The organism is Bacillus sp. TH22, assembly GCF_016651015.1.
GTDB classification, from domain to species: Bacteria; Bacillota; Bacilli; order Bacillales; family Bacillaceae_G; genus Bacillus_A; species Bacillus_A mycoides.
In genome coordinates this window covers 3,044,681-3,062,500 of the sequence record NZ_JAEKER010000001.1, presented here as the reverse complement: position 1 = coordinate 3,062,500, position 17,820 = coordinate 3,044,681, and the positions used below count along the sequence as shown (strand labels likewise).

The 17,820-nt window shown below is 39.6% G+C and carries 16 protein-coding genes, 2 tRNA genes, 3 rRNA genes, 1 other RNA gene and 1 other annotated feature (1 of these 23 running past the window's edge); of the genes, 18 read left to right on the top strand and 4 right to left on the bottom strand.

Annotation, left to right across the window (positions count from 1 at the left end; translation table 11 throughout):
- Both JFU18_RS15580 and rrf read left to right on the top strand, forming a co-directional pair.
- Positions 1-1,075 (top strand): 23S ribosomal RNA (locus JFU18_RS15580) (it extends 1,848 nt beyond the left edge of the window).
- Positions 1,076-1,124: 49 nt separating this feature from the next.
- Positions 1,125-1,240: ribosomal RNA gene (gene rrf / locus JFU18_RS15575) — 5S ribosomal RNA — on the top strand.
- Between the two features lie 36 nt (positions 1,241-1,276).
- Here the strand turns inward: rrf and JFU18_RS15570 are convergent.
- The gene (locus JFU18_RS15570; RefSeq protein ID WP_002009610.1) at positions 1,277-2,278 is read right to left on the bottom strand and encodes a YaaC family protein; all 1,002 of its coding nucleotides are present in this window, start codon (positions 2,276-2,278) and stop codon (positions 1,277-1,279) included.
- A 115-nt stretch (positions 2,279-2,393) separates the two neighbouring features.
- On the opposite strand from JFU18_RS15570, the gene guaB reads away from it, so the two are divergent.
- From guaB to JFU18_RS15535, 7 genes are all read left to right on the top strand, one after another.
- Positions 2,394-3,857 (top strand): IMP dehydrogenase, encoded by a 1,464-nt coding sequence (guaB, locus tag JFU18_RS15565; RefSeq protein ID WP_002107266.1) that lies wholly within the window; start codon positions 2,394-2,396, stop codon positions 3,855-3,857.
- A 113-nt stretch (positions 3,858-3,970) separates the two neighbouring features.
- The gene (locus JFU18_RS15560; protein WP_201032292.1) at positions 3,971-5,278 is read left to right on the top strand and encodes a serine hydrolase; all 1,308 of its coding nucleotides are present in this window, start codon (positions 3,971-3,973) and stop codon (positions 5,276-5,278) included.
- A 159-nt stretch (positions 5,279-5,437) separates the two neighbouring features.
- Positions 5,438-6,325, top strand: a complete 888-nt coding sequence (gene pdxS / locus JFU18_RS15555) for a pyridoxal 5'-phosphate synthase lyase subunit PdxS (RefSeq protein WP_002009615.1) — start codon at positions 5,438-5,440, stop codon at positions 6,323-6,325.
- 18 nt (positions 6,326-6,343) lie between these two features.
- The gene (gene pdxT, locus JFU18_RS15550; RefSeq protein WP_002063361.1) at positions 6,344-6,934 is read left to right on the top strand and encodes a pyridoxal 5'-phosphate synthase glutaminase subunit PdxT; all 591 of its coding nucleotides are present in this window, start codon (positions 6,344-6,346) and stop codon (positions 6,932-6,934) included.
- Positions 6,935-6,988: 54 nt separating this feature from the next.
- Positions 6,989-7,209: a binding site (T-box leader), on the top strand.
- A 51-nt stretch (positions 7,210-7,260) separates the two neighbouring features.
- On the top strand, positions 7,261-8,535 hold the full coding sequence (gene serS / locus JFU18_RS15545; protein WP_002009617.1) for a serine--tRNA ligase: 1,275 nt from the start codon (positions 7,261-7,263) through the stop codon (positions 8,533-8,535).
- Positions 8,536-8,689: 154 nt separating this feature from the next.
- A tRNA-Ser gene (locus JFU18_RS15540) sits at positions 8,690-8,782 on the top strand.
- 166 nt (positions 8,783-8,948) lie between these two features.
- Entirely contained in the window at positions 8,949-9,344 is a 396-nt protein-coding gene (locus JFU18_RS15535) for a sigma factor-like helix-turn-helix DNA-binding protein (RefSeq protein ID WP_002029297.1), read from the top strand.
- Positions 9,345-9,379: 35 nt separating this feature from the next.
- Here the strand turns inward: JFU18_RS15535 and JFU18_RS15530 are convergent, their stop codons facing one another.
- The 3 genes from JFU18_RS15530 to JFU18_RS15520 all read right to left on the bottom strand — a co-directional run bounded on the left by JFU18_RS15530 (position 9,380) and on the right by JFU18_RS15520 (position 11,349).
- Complete coding sequence (locus JFU18_RS15530; RefSeq protein ID WP_085308541.1) at positions 9,380-10,048, bottom strand: deoxynucleoside kinase; 669 nt, start codon at positions 10,046-10,048, stop codon at positions 9,380-9,382.
- A gap of 2 nt (positions 10,049-10,050) precedes the next feature.
- Positions 10,051-10,686: a deoxynucleoside kinase gene (locus JFU18_RS15525; RefSeq protein WP_002170085.1), complete on the bottom strand. Its 636-nt coding sequence runs from the start codon at positions 10,684-10,686 to the stop codon at positions 10,051-10,053.
- Positions 10,687-10,809: 123 nt separating this feature from the next.
- A complete protein-coding gene (locus JFU18_RS15520) occupies positions 10,810-11,349 on the bottom strand; it encodes a cysteine hydrolase family protein (RefSeq protein ID WP_002130738.1) in 540 nt (179 codons plus the stop codon).
- 106 nt (positions 11,350-11,455) lie between these two features.
- On the opposite strand from JFU18_RS15520, the gene tadA reads away from it, so the two are divergent.
- The 9 genes from tadA to JFU18_RS15475 all read left to right on the top strand — a co-directional run bounded on the left by tadA (position 11,456) and on the right by JFU18_RS15475 (position 17,811).
- Complete coding sequence (tadA, locus tag JFU18_RS15515; protein WP_002063356.1) at positions 11,456-11,950, top strand: tRNA adenosine(34) deaminase TadA; 495 nt, start codon at positions 11,456-11,458, stop codon at positions 11,948-11,950.
- Between the two features lie 78 nt (positions 11,951-12,028).
- Positions 12,029-12,293, top strand: an RNA gene (gene ffs, locus JFU18_RS15510) — signal recognition particle sRNA large type.
- A gap of 132 nt (positions 12,294-12,425) precedes the next feature.
- Entirely contained in the window at positions 12,426-14,114 is a 1,689-nt protein-coding gene (dnaX, locus tag JFU18_RS15505; RefSeq protein WP_002029302.1) for a DNA polymerase III subunit gamma/tau, read from the top strand.
- A gap of 25 nt (positions 14,115-14,139) precedes the next feature.
- Positions 14,140-14,466, top strand: a complete 327-nt coding sequence (locus JFU18_RS15500) for a YbaB/EbfC family nucleoid-associated protein (RefSeq protein ID WP_170935248.1) — start codon at positions 14,140-14,142, stop codon at positions 14,464-14,466.
- Positions 14,467-14,480: 14 nt separating this feature from the next.
- A complete protein-coding gene (gene recR / locus JFU18_RS15495) occupies positions 14,481-15,077 on the top strand; it encodes a recombination protein RecR (RefSeq protein ID WP_085308546.1) in 597 nt (198 codons plus the stop codon).
- A gap of 14 nt (positions 15,078-15,091) precedes the next feature.
- Positions 15,092-15,313, top strand: coding sequence for a YaaL family protein (locus JFU18_RS15490; protein ID WP_002009631.1), 222 nt, complete (start codon positions 15,092-15,094; stop codon positions 15,311-15,313).
- 248 nt (positions 15,314-15,561) lie between these two features.
- A complete protein-coding gene (locus tag JFU18_RS15485; RefSeq protein WP_201032237.1) occupies positions 15,562-15,831 on the top strand; it encodes a pro-sigmaK processing inhibitor BofA family protein in 270 nt (89 codons plus the stop codon).
- A gap of 219 nt (positions 15,832-16,050) precedes the next feature.
- Positions 16,051-17,603 (top strand): 16S ribosomal RNA (locus tag JFU18_RS15480).
- A gap of 131 nt (positions 17,604-17,734) precedes the next feature.
- A tRNA-Ile gene (locus tag JFU18_RS15475) sits at positions 17,735-17,811 on the top strand.
- Positions 17,812-17,820: the final 9 nt, after the last annotated feature.

Below are 17,820 nucleotides of genomic sequence, written 5' to 3'. Positions count from 1 at the left end.
CTGACACCTGCCCGGTGTCCGGAAGGTTAAGGAGAGGGGTTAGCGTAAGCGAAGCTCTGAACTGAAGCCCCAGTAAACGGCGGCCGTAACTATAACGGTCCTAAGGTAGCGAAATTCCTTGTCGGGTAAGTTCCGACCCGCACGAAAGGTGTAACGATTTGGGCACTGTCTCAACCAGAGACTCGGTGAAATTATAGTACCTGTGAAGATGCAGGTTACCCGCGACAGGACGGAAAGACCCCGTGGAGCTTTACTGTAGCCTGATATTGAATTTTGGTACAGTTTGTACAGGATAGGCGGGAGCCATTGAAACCGGAGCGCTAGCTTCGGTGGAGGCGCTGGTGGGATACCGCCCTGACTGTATTGAAATTCTAACCTACGGGTCTTATCGACCCGGGAGACAGTGTCAGGTGGGCAGTTTGACTGGGGCGGTCGCCTCCTAAAGTGTAACGGAGGCGCCCAAAGGTTCCCTCAGAATGGTTGGAAATCATTCGTAGAGTGCAAAGGCATAAGGGAGCTTGACTGCGAGACCTACAAGTCGAGCAGGGACGAAAGTCGGGCTTAGTGATCCGGTGGTTCCGCATGGAAGGGCCATCGCTCAACGGATAAAAGCTACCCCGGGGATAACAGGCTTATCTCCCCCAAGAGTCCACATCGACGGGGAGGTTTGGCACCTCGATGTCGGCTCATCGCATCCTGGGGCTGTAGTCGGTCCCAAGGGTTGGGCTGTTCGCCCATTAAAGCGGTACGCGAGCTGGGTTCAGAACGTCGTGAGACAGTTCGGTCCCTATCCGTCGTGGGCGCAGGAAATTTGAGAGGAGCTGTCCTTAGTACGAGAGGACCGGGATGGACGCACCGCTGGTGTACCAGTTGTTCTGCCAAGGGCATAGCTGGGTAGCTATGTGCGGAAGGGATAAGTGCTGAAAGCATCTAAGCATGAAGCCCCCCTCAAGATGAGATTTCCCATAGCGTAAGCTAGTAAGATCCCTGAAAGATGATCAGGTTGATAGGTTCGAGGTGGAAGCATGGTGACATGTGGAGCTGACGAATACTAATAGATCGAGGACTTAACCATATAATATGAAGCAAATGTTATCTAGTTTTGAAGGAATATACCTTCATAGTTTGGTGATGATGGCAGAGAGGTCACACCCGTTCCCATACCGAACACGGAAGTTAAGCTCTCTAGCGCCGATGGTAGTTGGGACCTTGTCCCTGTGAGAGTAGGACGTCGCCAAGCAAGATAAAAACACGAGTCATTTGACTCGTGTTTTTTTTATTTCCCATGAAATAGGTTGGATTCCGTTAGTAAAAATGCTGAAATATAGTAAGGGATTTTTTGAGCAGAAATATTGAGAAATTGATAAATAAACGGATAATCTTCAGATCCATAACTTCCAAGTAAGTCATACCACCAATCCGTTTCATACCTAGAAATCATACTTAAATTATAGAGTAATAAATAATGAACAAGAAGCTCAGGCAACACTGGCTTAGAGTTTCTAGGGTCAGTCGTAAGTGGTAAATAATAAGTGTCAGTAAGATGCTCGTAGTATAAAGGTGTACTATACATAGGATTCCATGATTGAATAGGTGCCGAAAAAAACAAATTTAATTCATTATTTTTCTCAGGTACGTGTTGTATTGATAAATGCTTACAAGTTGTTTCGATGTAACGAGAAAATCGCTCTTTAGTCATATGTAGTCGATCTAATATATTGACTGAAAAGGAGAGCTCATTTTTATTTGTTGAATCGATCTTATATAAAGTTGATACTTTTTGACTATAGCGCAACAAATTTTGTAATTCAGGAATATTCCCCATTAGCTCTAACATATTAAACTTCTCCGCTTCTAAGTGTTTCATGTGAAACAGTTGTTCTGCAACGTGAGTAAACAATCCGTTTTTCTGTATTTTCACCTCATCTTCTAAAAATTGATACCCCTGTTTTTTTCGTTTACGAGTCGTAACGCCGTGAGCTAAAACAGTAGTTGATTCTGGATAGTTAGGATCAATAGTTAACAAGCAAGCTTTAAACAGTTGGCTAATTCCATAAAATAACAACATTGGCTGAATCGAAAAGGGGGCCACCTTATATAATTCATAATAATTTTTCCCGTGTTCTAAGTAGTAAATAAAGGGATAACAGTTTTCAAAACTTTTTTTTTCAGCATCTTGTATGGAGGATTTTTCATAACAACGGGCAAGATAACGTTGTACATTTTGAGATGAAAAAAAGAAACTTAATTGCTGCCAAGTACAATGTGTTTGATGCATATATTACGCTCCTTTTATTGTCTAAAAATTCTAACATATATATACGTCCTTGACAGTATTTTAACCAATTGATAAGCTACTAATAATAATTTCTGGTATCATGGGGGGAACAATTATGTGGGAATCTAAATTTGTTAAAGAAGGTTTGACTTTTGATGATGTATTACTTGTACCAGCGAGGTCAGATATATTACCAAGAGAAGTAAGTGTTAAAACAGTTTTATCTGAAAGCTTACAGCTAAACATCCCGTTAATTAGTGCAGGAATGGATACAGTAACAGAAGCTGACATGGCTATTGCAATGGCTCGCCAAGGCGGTTTAGGAATTATTCATAAGAATATGTCTATTGAGCAACAAGCAGAGCAAGTTGATAAAGTAAAGCGCTCTGAAAGCGGCGTTATTTCAGATCCTTTCTTCTTAACTCCAGAACATCAAGTATATGATGCAGAACATCTTATGGGAAAATATCGTATCTCAGGTGTACCAGTTGTAAATAATTTAGATGAGCGAAAATTAGTTGGTATTATTACAAACCGTGATATGCGTTTCATCCAAGACTACTCAATCAAAATTTCTGACGTAATGACAAAAGAACAGTTAATTACAGCTCCAGTTGGTACTACACTGGAAGAAGCTGAAAAAATCCTACAAAAGTATAAAATTGAAAAGCTCCCTCTTGTTGATAATAACGGCGTATTACAAGGGCTTATTACAATAAAAGATATTGAAAAAGTAATTGAATTCCCAAACTCTGCTAAAGATAAGCAAGGACGCTTATTAGTTGGAGCAGCTGTTGGTGTAACGGCTGATGCTATGCTTCGTATCGATGCATTAGTAAAAGCTAGTGTAGATGCAATTGTACTTGATACAGCTCATGGGCATTCTAAAGGTGTTATTGAAAAAGTAAAAGAAGTTCGTGCGAAATATCCAGCACTAAATATTATCGCTGGAAATGTTGCTACAGCTGAAGCAACGAAAGCATTAATTGAGGCTGGTGCAAACGTAGTTAAAGTTGGTATTGGACCAGGTTCTATTTGTACAACGCGTGTTGTAGCTGGTGTTGGTGTACCACAATTAACAGCAGTTTATGATTGTGCAACAGAAGCTCGTAAACACGGTATTCCAGTTATTGCTGATGGCGGTGTTAAGTACTCTGGTGATATGGTTAAAGCTTTAGCAGCAGGAGCACACGTTGTTATGCTAGGTAGTATGTTTGCTGGTGTTGCTGAAAGCCCTGGAGAAACTGAAATTTACCAAGGTCGCCAATTTAAAGTATATCGTGGTATGGGTTCTGTTGGAGCGATGGAAAAAGGAAGTAAAGATCGTTACTTCCAAGAAGGAAACAAAAAACTTGTTCCTGAAGGTATTGAAGGACGCGTACCATATAAAGGACCTTTAGCAGATACAGTTCATCAATTAGTTGGTGGATTACGTGCAGGTATGGGATATTGCGGAGCGCAGAATTTAGAATTCTTACGTGAGAATGCACAGTTCATTCGTATGTCAGGTGCAGGTTTACGTGAAAGCCATCCTCATCACGTACAGATTACAAAAGAGGCTCCAAACTACTCATTGTAATGTCTTATATACAAATAGACAGAGATTTGATATCTCTGTCTATTTTTTTTTGATTATGTTAGAATAACGGTTATGTGAGTACATAGATATTGGGGGTAGCAAAAGTGAAAGGTATGTTTTGCAAAAGATTCATTGCGTTGGTAACAGTGCTTGCACTAGCTTTTGGCATGTTTGCACCATATAGCAATGCATCAGCAGAAACAGGAGCTGCTTTAAACATTGAAGCAGGTGCAGCGATTTTAGTTGAAGCGAATTCTGGAAAAATTGTATATCAAAAGAATGCAGATGAATTATTATCAATTGCTAGTATGACAAAGATGATGAGTGAATATTTAGTTCATGAAGCAGTGGATAAAGGAAAACTTAAGTGGGATCAAAAAATTAAGGTTTCTGAATATGCATATAAGATTTCACAAGATGCTTCATTATCAAATGTTGCATTAGAAAATGGTGGCCTGTATACAGTAAAAGAGTTATACGAGGCAATGGCAATCTTTTCTGCAAATGGTGCAACAATTGCATTAGCAGAAGCAATTGCAGGTAAAGAAGTAGATTTCGTAAAAATGATGAATGATAAAGCGAAAGAACTAGGATTGAAAAATTATAAATTTGTTAATTCTACGGGTTTAACGAACAAAGATTTAAAAGGGATGCATCCTGAAGGTACAACACCGGATGAAGAAAATAAAATGTCTGCGAAGGATGTTGCAACTTTAGCGCAACATTTAATTAAAGATTATCCAAAAGTGTTAGATACAGCAAAAATCCCGAAAAAAGTTTTCCGTCCCGAAAAAGAGAAATTTGGGATGTCGAACTGGAACTGGATGTTAAAGGGTTTAGTTAAAGAATATGACGGAGTAGATGGTCTAAAAACAGGATCAACTCCAGAAGCAGGGGACTGCTTCACTGGTACGGTTGAACGAAACGGTATGCGTTTTATTTCTGTAGTTATTAAAACAAGTTCTCATACAGCGCGTTTCGATGAGACGAAGAAATTATATGATTATGGCTTTGCTAACTTTGAAATGAAGAAAATGTATGAAAAAGGTTCTTCGGTCAAAGGAAAAGAAACAGTAAGAGTTGAACATGCGAAAGATAAAGATGTAGCAGTTCAAACGAAGCAAGCTGTTTCACTTCCGGTGCCAAAGGGAAGTAAAGACGTTTATAAAACAGAATTTAAAGAAGGCAATAAGGGACAAGAAGCACCTCTGAAAAAGGGAGTTGCACTTGGACAAATGGTTGTAACGTCTAAAGATAGTAATGATCCTGGATTTTTATCAGGAAAATCATTACAAGTAGACCTTGTAACAAAATCTGAAGTAGAAGAGGCAGGCTGGTTTACACGTTCTATGCGCGGAATTGGTTCTTTCTTTAGTGGTATGTGGAATGGTGCTATTGATACAGTAAAAGGTTGGTTTTAAAAGCTCCTCATTGTAGGGGCTTTTTCTTATTCCTATTTTTCATACCGACTTTATGAAAAAGTAGTGGACAAGCATCAGATAGTTAGTGGTAGAATGTAAGAGTATTCTTAATTTTCTTCTTTAACGGGGAAAGCAATTCACCTAGGGGGGTTTTTGTACATGACAAATGTAACAGGGACAGAACGTGTAAAACGTGGAATGGCAGAAATGCAAAAAGGCGGCGTTATTATGGACGTAGTTAACGCTGAGCAAGCAAGGATTGCAGAAGAGGCAGGCGCAGTTGCTGTTATGGCATTAGAGCGTGTACCTGCAGATATTCGTGCAGCAGGTGGCGTTTCTCGTATGGCAGATCCAACAATTGTTGAAGAAGTTATGGGTGCTGTATCAATTCCGGTTATGGCAAAATGTCGTATCGGTCACCTTGTAGAAGCACGTGTATTAGAATCATTAGGGGTAGACTATATCGATGAGAGTGAAGTATTGACTCCTGCTGATGAAGTATACCATTTAAATAAACGTGATTACACAGTTCCGTTTGTATGTGGTTGCCGCGATATCGGAGAAGCTGCACGTCGTATTGCAGAAGGTGCAGCTATGCTTCGTACAAAAGGTGAACCTGGAACAGGAAACATTGTAGAGGCGGTGCGTCATATGCGCCAAGTCAATGCAGAAATCCGTCAAGTTGCAAGTCTACGTGAAGATGAGTTAATGACATATGCAAAAAATACTGGTGCTCCTTATGAAGTACTACTTGAAATTAAACGCCTTGGTCGCCTGCCAGTTGTAAACTTTGCAGCAGGTGGTGTAGCAACACCAGCAGATGCAGCGTTAATGATGCAACTTGGTGCTGATGGTGTATTTGTTGGATCTGGTATCTTCAAATCAGAGAACCCAGAGAAATTTGCACGTGCAATCGTTGAAGCAACGACTCATTATGAAGATTACGAACTAATTGCAAGCCTTTCTAAAGGATTAGGTAATGCAATGAAAGGTATCGAAATTTCAACGTTATTACCAGAACAACGCATGCAAGAGCGTGGATGGTAATTAAAGGAGATCTTTAAAATGGTGAAAATCGGTGTACTAGGTCTTCAAGGTGCAGTTCGTGAGCATGTAAAATCAGTTGAGGCAAGTGGTGCAGAAGCTGTTGTTGTAAAGCGTATAGAGCAACTTGAAGAGATTGATGGTCTTATTTTACCAGGCGGTGAAAGTACAACAATGCGCCGTCTTATTGATAAGTATGCTTTCATGGAGCCTCTTCGTACATTTGCGAAGTCTGGTAAACCAATGTTTGGTACATGTGCAGGAATGATTCTTCTTGCGAAAACACTTATTGGCTATGAAGAAGCACATATTGGTGCTATGGATATTACGGTTGAGCGCAATGCGTTCGGACGCCAAAAAGATAGTTTTGAAGCTGCACTTTCAATGAAAGGTGTGGGAGAAGACTTTGTTGGTGTATTTATCCGTGCTCCGTATGTTGTAAATGTAGCTGATGATGTTGAAGTACTTTCTATGCATGGCGAGCGAATGGTAGCGGTAAGGCAAGGGCCGTTTTTAGCTGCTTCTTTCCATCCGGAATTAACGGATGATCATCGTGTAACAGCATACTTTGTAGAAATGGTAAAAGAAGCGAAAATGAAAAAAGTTGTATAAGTAACTTGCAACTTGTATAAGATTATAGTAAATTGATGATAACAATTTTATAAAATAAGCGTGTTGATAGGAAGTAGTAACAAATGTTGTTTCTTATAGAGAGTCGATGGTTGGTGGAAATCGATAGAAACAGTTTGTGAATCCATCCTGGAATGGAATGTGGAATATCTTTTGATTAGTAAACATTCCCGGTGAAGAGCCGTTATTTCTACTTGAGAGGAAAGCGGTAATGCTTTCAACTAGGGTGGCAACGCGGGTTAACTCCCGTCCCTTTGTATAGGGACGGGAGTTTTTTGTGTTTTATAAAATAAAAGGAGGAGTATATAATGCTTGATATTAAATTTTTACGTACGAATTTTGAAGAAGTAAAAGCAAAATTACAGCATAGAGGCGAAGATTTAACGGATTTTGGTCGCTTTGAAGAACTTGATACGAGAAGAAGAGAGCTACTTGTTCAAACAGAAGAACTAAAAAGTAAACGTAACGAAGTATCTCAACAAATTTCAGTATTAAAGCGTGAAAAGAAAGATGCGGAAGCTCTAATTCTAGAAATGCGTGAAGTTGGGGAAAAAGTAAAAGATCTTGATAATGAGCTTCGTACAGTTGAAGAAGATTTAGAAAGATTAATGCTATCTATCCCAAATATCCCTCATGAATCTGCCCCAATAGGTGAAACAGAGGATGATAACGTAGTAGCACGTACTTGGGGAGAAGTGAAAGAATTTACTTATGAGCCAAAACCACATTGGGACCTTGCTACTGATTTAGGGATTTTAGATTTTGAACGTGCTGGGAAAGTAACAGGAAGCCGATTTGTATTTTACAAAGGTGCTGGTGCAAGATTAGAACGTGCTTTGATTAGCTTTATGCTTGACCTTCATACTGATGAGCATGGATATGAGGAAGTATTGCCTCCTTATATGGTAAACCGTGCAAGTATGACAGGAACAGGACAACTTCCGAAGTTTGAAGAAGATGCATTCCGTATTGAAAGTGAAGATTATTTCCTAATCCCAACAGCTGAAGTACCTGTAACGAATATGCATCGTGATGAGATTGTGAGTAAAGAGCAATTGCCGATACGATATGCTGCGTTTAGCTCATGCTTCCGTTCTGAAGCAGGTTCAGCTGGTCGTGATACACGTGGTTTAATTCGCCAACACCAATTTAATAAAGTTGAACTTGTGAAGTTCGTGAAACCAGAAGATTCTTACGAAGAGTTAGAAAAATTAACAAATGATGCAGAGCGCGTGTTACAATTATTAGAGTTGCCATATCGTGTTATGAGCATGTGTACAGGAGATTTAGGATTTACAGCAGCGAAGAAATACGATATTGAAGTATGGATTCCAAGCTATGGTACATATCGTGAAATTTCTTCTTGTAGTAATTTTGAGGCATTCCAAGCGAGACGCGCGAATATCCGTTTCCGTCGTGAGCCAAATGGCAAACCGGAACATGTTCATACACTAAATGGATCTGGTCTTGCAATTGGACGTACAGTGGCAGCTATTTTAGAGAACTACCAACAAGAAGATGGTACAATTATAATTCCAGAAGTTCTTCGCCCTTATATGGGAGGAAAAACAGTTATTAAATAAGTTAAAACATTCATCGGTATGAGTGATTGGTAATTATGGACGTTGTCAGCAGTGTCATAAAGGAGAGGGGAAGTAAAATTTTCCTTTCCTCATAATTTATTATAGTAGGGTTGACTAACTGTTTTTCTTTTGATATTATATTTGATGTCAATATGGAGGTATACCCAAGTCTGGCTGAAGGGATCGGTCTTGAAAACCGACAGGCGGCGAGAGTCGCGCGGGGGTTCGAATCCCTCTACCTCCTCCAGATATAATTGACAACAGCGCATATAAGTGGAGATTGGAGAACTCGTTACCAACACGTAACGAGTTTTTATTTTAAAACCAATCATAAAGTATGATGTAAGGATATAGTGTCCTTATTACACACTCATATTCCGATGATTATCTTCATAGATATGAAAGGAGTTAACATGGATCTTATTATACAAACGTTTCCTTTAGATGGAAAAACTTTATATTATGTACAATGTCCTGTCTGTAAGAACAATAGAATTTTAAACAGTGGTGCAAATGTGTCGCGCATTATAAGTGATGATACATTCCGTAAACTTTGTGGTTGCACTTGTGATGTAAAACAGGTTGCAAAAAAAGTAGAGGTACCAAAAGAAGCTGAAAAACCAGCTGTGCAAAAAGAAGTAACTCCAAAACGTACAGGGAAATTACTAACAGCAGTAATTAATGGGAAAGAATTGACTGTTAAAGAGATTGCTGAAACATATGATATTAGTACGAGTACTGTTCGTCAGCGTATTAATGCTGGAAAGCCAGAGAGTGAAATTATTGCTCCGACAAAAAAGAAAAAGTAATTTCATAGGAAAACCCGTGCATATGCACGGGTTTTTTATTTTACAAGTTTACGTGTTTGTTTTAAAAAATGTCCAATTTTTTTAATGATTGGTTCGATTGAATCACCATCTTTTAAAATATCGTATTCATTAATGTTTAATCGTAAAACAGGGCATGAATTAAAGTTATTAATCCAGTTATCGTAACGTCCATGCATCTCTTTCCAATATTCAATTGGTGTTTGCTGCTCCATGGGACGTCCTCGTTCTTGAATGCGATCGACAATATCATCAAAAGAACCTTCTAGGTAAATTAATAAGTCTGGATGAGGGAAGTAAGGAGTCATGACCATAGCATCAAATAAACCTTTGTATGTTTCATAATCAGTTTCAGTCATTGTACCCTTTTCGTAATGCATTTTTGCGAAAATACCAGTGTCCTCATAGATAGAACGGTCTTGAACAAAACCGCCACCATATTCGAAAATTCTTTTTTGTTCTTTAAATCGTTCTGCTAAAAAGTACACTTGTAAGTGAAAGCTCCAGCGTGTGAAATCGGCATAGAACTTGTCCAAATATGGGTTGGAATCTACTTTTTCAAAAGATGTGCGATAACCTAAAACGTTAGCCAATGCAGTTGTCATAGTTGATTTACCGACACCTACTGTTCCAGCAATAGTGATAACTGCATCATTTGGTATATCATATTTTTGCCTTAAATTCATTGTTATTTCGACTCCTTCAAGAGAGTATTTTGAAGAGCTGATAAGATGACATTTAAATCATCATGATTTCTTACAAAATCCATATCGTCTCCATTAAATTTCAATACTGGAATATCTGGATGGTCCTTTTTGAAAGCATCCATTGCTGTTTCGTAATCTTTTGTAAGCTGTAGCAAGTAATTTGGATCCATATTTTTTTCGAATTCTCTTCCGCGCATGGCAATTCGTTTTTGTAATGTTTCTAGGCTCGCTGTTAAATAAACGATGACATTTGGCACAGGCATATCTTGCGTAAGAATGCGATAAATTTGCATGTACTTGTCATATTGAGAATCTTTTAATGTACGGGATGCAAAAATTAAATTTTTAAATATATGATAATCTGCTACTACAGGCTTTCTTTGATTCAAATACTTTATGTTAATATCCTCTAGTTGTTTGTATCTATTACAAAGAAAGAACATCTCTGTTTGAAAACTCCATTCGTCGATGTCTTCGTAGAATTTTCCTAAAAAAGGATTTTCATCAACAATCTCTTTTAGTAAGTGGAGTTGCATGTGAGTTGAAAGTTCCTTCGCAAGTGAAGTTTTTCCAACACCAATTGGTCCTTCAACCGTGATAAATGGTACTCCGGTCACGCTGTTTCCTCCTTTCAATCAGTGATTTACCGTGACTACTAAAAACACAAAACAGAATTATTGTAGCACAAGAGGGGAGCGAGCGGACTAATTTGATATAAAAAGTTAGAAAATAGATATGTATTAATTAAATTTTATTTGGGATGACGGTACAATATTTGCCTTTAATGTGGCTTCCATTATTTTTAAAGCATGTTCATTATCTTGCTCGTTATTAGAAGCGATGCAATCCCGTGGTACATAAAGTGTATAATTTCTCATATGGGCATCATTAGCTGTAAAAAGGATGCATATGTTCCCGGCAATTCCTGTTAAAATGAGATTTTCGATTTTTAAATAACCTAATAAAGAATTCAAAGGTGTTTCATAAAAAGCAGAGTAATGTGGTTTAATAAAAATGTAATCGTCAGTATGCGGAGCAATGGCCTCGATAATATTTTTACTATACTCATTTGTACAATGGGTGATAAGTTGATCAATATCAGATCTCCAAAGTTGATAGTGATCATTGACATAAATTATTGGATAGCCCAATGATTTCATGGTGTCCTTTAATTGTAAAATGGGGTTCTTTATAATTTCACATTTCTGTGCCAGGATGGGTCCGTGGGAGAATTGAAAATCATTAATCATATCGATAATGAGTAAGGCAGTATTTTTCATATGTAATTCCCTCTCTTTCTTCTTTAGGTTGGATTGAATTTGTAAAAGTTATCCCACCTGCAAGAAATGAAAAAGTGTATTTTATTTTTGGTGAAAGGACTATATTATGGAGCGAGATATATATTTTATGCAGTTAGCAATAGAGGAAGCGAAGAAGGCGGAGGCGATACAAGAGGTACCAATTGGTGCTGTAATTGTGCTAGATGGTGAAGTGATTAGTGTCGCACATAACTTAAGAGAAACTGAACAGAGATCAATAGCTCACGCCGAACTCTTAGCTATTGATGAAGCTTGCAAAAAATTAGGGACATGGCGTTTAGAAGATGCAACGTTATATGTAACATTAGAACCTTGCCCAATGTGTGCAGGGGGAATTGTTTTATCGCGTATAAAACGGGTTGTATATGGTGCGAGCGATCCGAAAGGTGGATGTGCAGGTACGTTGATGAATCTTTTAACTGATGAGCGTTTTAATCATCAGTGTGAAGTAGTGGCTGGTGTACTTGAAGAGGAATGTGGTACGTTGTTAACGATTTTTTTTAGGGAGCTTCGTAAGAAAAGAAAAGAAGTGAAAAAACTAGAGAAAAGTAATGGTAACTAACGTATTTGCATTTTGTAAAAAAACAAGTTATACTGATAATGCCTTATCCAAGGCAACCGAATATTGGTTTTAACTTTGCCGTGCTAAGCGGGGAGGTAGCGGTGCCCTATACTCGCAATCCGCTCTAGCGAGGCTGAATCCCTTCTCGAGGTTATGCTGCTGTAAGGTCTGCCTTAAGTAAGTGGTGTTGACGTTTGGGTCCTGCGCAACGGGACCCCGTGAACCTTGTCAGGTCCGGAAGGAAGCAGCAATAAGCGGGTTTTCTCGTGTGCCGCAGGAGTGCCTGAACCGAGCTAACTGCTTAAGTAACGCTTATGGTACGTAATCGACAGAAGGTGCACGGCAGTTATATATGTATACAAAACTCACCTTTATATAAAGGTGAGTTTTTTGTATGGAAAATAACTTTTGGAATCTATAAACAGAATGGGTTATAATAAATAAGATAATAACCTTTGAGGGAGGCCGTATTTTCGTGTCATACCAAGCGTTATACCGAACATGGAGACCGCAAAAATTCGAAGATGTAGTCGGTCAAAAGCACGTGACAAAAACGTTGCAAAATGCCCTTCTTCAAGAGAAAGCTTCACATGCTTATTTGTTTTCGGGTCCGAGGGGAACAGGGAAAACGACAATTGCAAAAGTATTTGCAAAGGCAATTAACTGTGAACACGCCCCGGTAGCTGAACCTTGTAATGAATGTCCTTCTTGTTTAGGAATTACACAAGGGTCTATTTCAGATGTATTAGAAATTGATGCGGCTTCAAATAACGGTGTAGATGAAATTCGAGATATAAGAGATAAAGTAAAATATGCTCCAAGTGCTGTAGGATATAAAGTATACATTATTGATGAAGTTCACATGCTTTCTATGGGTGCCTTTAATGCGCTTTTGAAAACTTTAGAAGAGCCGCCAGGACATGTTATTTTTATTCTGGCGACAACAGAACCGCATAAAATTCCAGCTACAATTATTTCGCGTTGTCAGCGTTTTGAGTTTCGAAAGATATCAGTAAATGATATCGTTGAGAGATTATCGACGGTCGTGACGAATGAAGGTACGCAAGTAGAAGATGAAGCGTTACAAATCGTAGCGCGTGCCGCCGAAGGTGGTATGCGTGATGCCCTCAGTCTTATTGATCAAGCTATTTCTTATAGTGATGAGACGGTGACGAGTGAAGATGTTTTAGCTGTAACAGGATCTGTATCTCAGCGATATTTGGGTGACCTGGTAGAATGTATACGTGAAAATGATGTATCAAGAGCGTTACGTATTATAGATGAGATGATGAGTAAAGGGAAAGATCCAGTTCGCTTTATGGAGGATTTCATTTACTACTATCGTGATATGCTTTTATATCAAACTTCACCACAATTAGAACATATGTTGGAACGGGTAATTGTAGATGATCAATTCCGTACGTTAAGTGAAGAAATGCAACCGGAAGTAATCTATGAAATTATTCATACCCTTAGTAAGGGACAACAGGAGATGAAGTGGACAAACCATCCAAGAATATTCTTGGAAGTTGTTATGGTGCAACTGTGTCAGCAGTTTATGATGCAAGCAAACGGCGCAGATCGTTTACAAGCGATTATGAACAGGATGCAGCAGCTGGAGAAAGAGTTAGAGCAAGTTAAAAAGAATGGTGTGCCAGCTGGTGTTCAGCAGGAAGTAAGAGAGACGCGGGCAACACCAAAACCGGTACGAACAGGAAGTATGAAAATTCCTGTTGGACGTGTGAATGAAGTGTTAAAGCAAGCGAAGCGTCAAGATTTAGAACAGTTAAAAGCTGTATGGGGCGAATTATTAGGAAGGCTCAAGTCACATAACAAAGTAGCATTTGCTGTTTTATTAGAAAATAGTGAACCAGTTGCGGCTTCGGATGATACCTATGTGTTAGCATTTCAATATGAGATTCATTGCAAAATGGCTAGTGAAAATCGAGAAGCGATGGATACATTGGAACAAACTCTTTTTGAATTGTTAAGTAAAAGGTTAAATATGATTGCTATCCCAAAAAGTGAATGGGGTAAAATTCGTGAAGACTTTTTACAACGCGAAGGCGGGGATTCTGAAGAAAGCCCAGAACAAAAAGAAGATCCTCTTATAGAAGAGGCTGTAAAATTAGTAGGGCAAGAACTTATTGAAATAAAAGAGTAATAATAATGAGGAGGAATTAATTATGATGCGTGGCGGAATGGGAAATATGAATAATATGATGAAACAAATGCAAAAGATGCAAAAAGACATGGCGAAGGCGCAAGAAGAGCTTGGCGAAAAAACAGTTGAAGGTACAGCTGGCGGCGGAATGGTTACTGTTATTGCAAATGGTCATAAGCAAGTTCTTGAAGTGAAAATTAAAGAAGAAGTTGTAGATCCAGAAGATATCGAAATGTTACAAGACTTAGTATTAGCTGCAACGAATGATGCACTTAAAAAGGTTGATGAACTTTCAAACTCTACAATGGGCAAATTTACAAAAGGCATGAACTTACCAGGTGGAATGTTCTAGGAGGATATTGATATATGCATTATCCAGAACCGATATCAAAATTAATTGATAGTTTTATGAAGTTGCCAGGAATCGGACCGAAAACAGCGGTTCGATTGGCATTCTTCGTGTTAGATATGAAAGAGGATGATGTACTAGGTTTTGCGAAAGCGCTTGTGAATGCAAAGCGAGATTTAGCGTATTGTTCTGTGTGCGGACATATCACTGACCGCGATCCTTGTTATATTTGTGACGATTCGCATAGGGATCAATCGGTTGTTTGTGTAGTACAAGAGCCGAAAGATGTAATTGCGATGGAAAAAATGAAAGAATATAAAGGTGTATATCATGTTTTGCGTGGTGCCATTTCTCCAATGGAGGGAATTGGACCAGAGGATATTAATATCCCGCAGTTATTAAAGAGACTGCAAGATGAAACAGTACAAGAAGTGATATTAGCAACAAACCCTAATATTGAAGGGGAAGCCACAGCGATGTACATATCCCGCCTCTTAAAGCCAACAGGAATTAAAGTAACTCGTATTGCACATGGTCTGCCAGTTGGTGGAGATTTAGAATATGCAGATGAAGTAACACTATCGAAAGCTTTAGAAGGCCGTAGAGAGATATAAGAGGAGAAGGGAAAATGTTCTTTCAAAAAAAGGGTAAGTTGCGTAAAGAGTATGACGATAAGTTAATTGTATTATTAGAAAAGGTAAAGAATGAATGGCTACGTCAGAAGAGACTGGTTGAACAAAGCGTTGAGCCGTCTCAAGATGTACTTTGTTCTTTAAAAATAGCAGAGGCGAAATATTTTTTCTTGTTAAAAGAAGCAAAACGTCGTCCTGTGAAAATGGAACAATGGTAAAAGGTCCTGTTTTTTAAAGCGGGACCTTTTACTTTTTATCGATTTATTTGTGAGTAATAGGGCTACTTTATTTTTGGGATATAAAGAGGAGAAAGAAAAAATGGGAATGGAATTAGTTGTATCTAATTGCTAGTGCTTAGATTAAAGGTTATAAAGATGAAGTGGTAGGAGTTATGTTATAGATGTTCTTTTTTCTTGTCTTGTCCCATACAAATGGATATGTATAGGTCATTCATAAGGAGGAAAAAATGAATTCTACAATTATTATTGTTGGCATTCTTTCTTTAGTTTTTATTTTTCTTGTTTTTGGTGTTTCTGTTAAACCAATACGTTTTATAGGGAAAGCACTCTTTCATGTCACTTTAGGTATAGCGTTACTATTTATTGTGAATGTTGCAGGGACATATTTCGATTTTCATATTCCAATTAACATGGGCACAGCTACAGTATCAAGTTTATTAGGGATGCCAGGTGTTGCTGCATTAGTGATTATTAAGCTATATATAATGCCAAGATAAATTTATTTTGGCATTTTTTAAAAAAGCGTTGACTTATCGATTAGTAATATGATAAATTAATAAGCGTCGTCAGGAACGAAAGAAAAAAGTTGTTGACAGATTCAAGTCAAAATGTTAAATTATAAAAGTCGCTGAAACGCGGCATTGAACTTTGAAAACTAAACGAAACAAACAACGTGAAACGTCAATTTTTATTTTTAGATGCTAGACAAACTAACTTTATTGGAGAGTTTGATCCTGGCTCAGGATGAACGCTGGCGGCGTGCCTAATACATGCAAGTCGAGCGAATGGATTAAGAGCTTGCTCTTATGAAGTTAGCGGCGGACGGGTGAGTAACACGTGGGTAACCTACCCATAAGACTGGGATAACTCCGGGAAACCGGGGCTAATACCGGATAATATTTTGAACTGCATAGTTCGAAATTGAAAGGCGGCTTCGGCTGTCACTTATGGATGGACCCGCGTCGCATTAGCTAGTTGGTGAGGTAACGGCTCACCAAGGCGACGATGCGTAGCCGACCTGAGAGGGTGATCGGCCACACTGGGACTGAGACACGGCCCAGACTCCTACGGGAGGCAGCAGTAGGGAATCTTCCGCAATGGACGAAAGTCTGACGGAGCAACGCCGCGTGAGTGATGAAGGCTTTCGGGTCGTAAAACTCTGTTGTTAGGGAAGAACAAGTGCTAGTTGAATAAGGCTGGCACCTTGACGGTACCTAACCAGAAAGCCACGGCTAACTACGTGCCGACAGCCGCGGTAATACGTAGGTGGCAAGCGTTATCCGGAATTATTGGGCGTAAAGCGCGCGCAGGTGGTTTCTTAAGTCTGATGTGAAAGCCCACGGCTCAACCGTGGAGGGTCATTGGAAACTGGGAGACTTGAGTGCAGAAGAGGAAAGTGGAATTCCATGTGTAGCGGTGAAATGCGTAGAGATATGGAGGAACACCAGTGGCGAAGGCGACTTTCTGGTCTGTAACTGACACTGAGGCGCGAAAGCGTGGGGAGCAAACAGGATTAGATACCCTGGTAGTCCACGCCGTAAACGATGAGTGCTAAGTGTTAGAGGGTTTCCGCCCTTTAGTGCTGAAGTTAACGCATTAAGCACTCCGCCTGGGGAGTACGGCCGCAAGGCTGAAACTCAAAGGAATTGACGGGGGCCCGCACAAGCGGTGGAGCATGTGGTTTAATTCGAAGCAACGCGAAGAACCTTACCAGGTCTTGACATCCTCTGAAAACTCTAGAGATAGAGCTTCTCCTTCGGGAGCAGAGTGACAGGTGGTGCATGGTTGTCGTCAGCTCGTGTCGTGAGATGTTGGGTTAAGTCCCGCAACGAGCGCAACCCTTGATCTTAGTTGCCATCATTAAGTTGGGCACTCTAAGGTGACTGCCGGTGACAAACCGGAGGAAGGTGGGGATGACGTCAAATCATCATGCCCCTTATGACCTGGGCTACACACGTGCTACAATGGACGGTACAAAGAGCTGCAAGACCGCGAGGTGGAGCTAATCTCATAAAACCGTTCTCAGTTCGGATTGTAGGCTGCAACTCGCCTACATGAAGCTGGAATCGCTAGTAATCGCGGATCAGCATGCCGCGGTGAATACGTTCCCGGGCCTTGTACACACCGCCCGTCACACCACGAGAGTTTGTAACACCCGAAGTCGGTGGGGTAACCTTTATGGAGCCAGCCGCCTAAGGTGGGACAGATGATTGGGGTGAAGTCGTAACAAGGTAGCCGTATCGGAAGGTGCGGCTGGATCACCTCCTTTCTATGGAGAATTGATGAACACTGTTCATCAATATAAGTTTCCGTGTTTCGTTTTCGTTTAGTTTTGAGAGTTCAATATAAGTATTGACTCTTAAATAGGAATATGATATAAAAAAATTCCGCAATTTGTATGGGCCTATAGCTCAGCTGGTTAGAGCGCACGCCTGATAAGCGTGAGGTCGATGGTTCGAGTCCATTTAGGCCCACCATACATTTTA

Bases quoted from the DNA above. Each gene is read 5' to 3' on its own strand.
- JFU18_RS15570 (WP_002009610.1), bottom strand. From the start codon at position 2,278: ATGCATCAAACACATTGTACTTGGCAGCAATTAAGTTTCTTTTTTTCA.
- guaB (WP_002107266.1), top strand. From the start codon at position 2,394: ATGTGGGAATCTAAATTTGTTAAAGAAGGTTTGACTTTTGATGATGTA.
- JFU18_RS15560 (WP_201032292.1), top strand. From the start codon at position 3,971: ATGTTTTGCAAAAGATTCATTGCGTTGGTAACAGTGCTTGCACTAGCT.
- pdxS (WP_002009615.1), top strand. From the start codon at position 5,438: ATGACAAATGTAACAGGGACAGAACGTGTAAAACGTGGAATGGCAGAA.
- pdxT (WP_002063361.1), top strand. From the start codon at position 6,344: ATGGTGAAAATCGGTGTACTAGGTCTTCAAGGTGCAGTTCGTGAGCAT.
- serS (WP_002009617.1), top strand. From the start codon at position 7,261: ATGCTTGATATTAAATTTTTACGTACGAATTTTGAAGAAGTAAAAGCA.
- JFU18_RS15535 (WP_002029297.1), top strand. From the start codon at position 8,949: ATGGATCTTATTATACAAACGTTTCCTTTAGATGGAAAAACTTTATAT.
- JFU18_RS15530 (WP_085308541.1), bottom strand. From the start codon at position 10,048: ATGAATTTAAGGCAAAAATATGATATACCAAATGATGCAGTTATCACT.
- JFU18_RS15520 (WP_002130738.1), bottom strand. From the start codon at position 11,349: ATGAAAAATACTGCCTTACTCATTATCGATATGATTAATGATTTTCAA.
- tadA (WP_002063356.1), top strand. From the start codon at position 11,456: ATGGAGCGAGATATATATTTTATGCAGTTAGCAATAGAGGAAGCGAAG.
- JFU18_RS15500 (WP_170935248.1), top strand. From the start codon at position 14,140: ATGCGTGGCGGAATGGGAAATATGAATAATATGATGAAACAAATGCAA.
- recR (WP_085308546.1), top strand. From the start codon at position 14,481: ATGCATTATCCAGAACCGATATCAAAATTAATTGATAGTTTTATGAAG.
- JFU18_RS15490 (WP_002009631.1), top strand. From the start codon at position 15,092: ATGTTCTTTCAAAAAAAGGGTAAGTTGCGTAAAGAGTATGACGATAAG.
- JFU18_RS15485 (WP_201032237.1), top strand. From the start codon at position 15,562: ATGAATTCTACAATTATTATTGTTGGCATTCTTTCTTTAGTTTTTATT.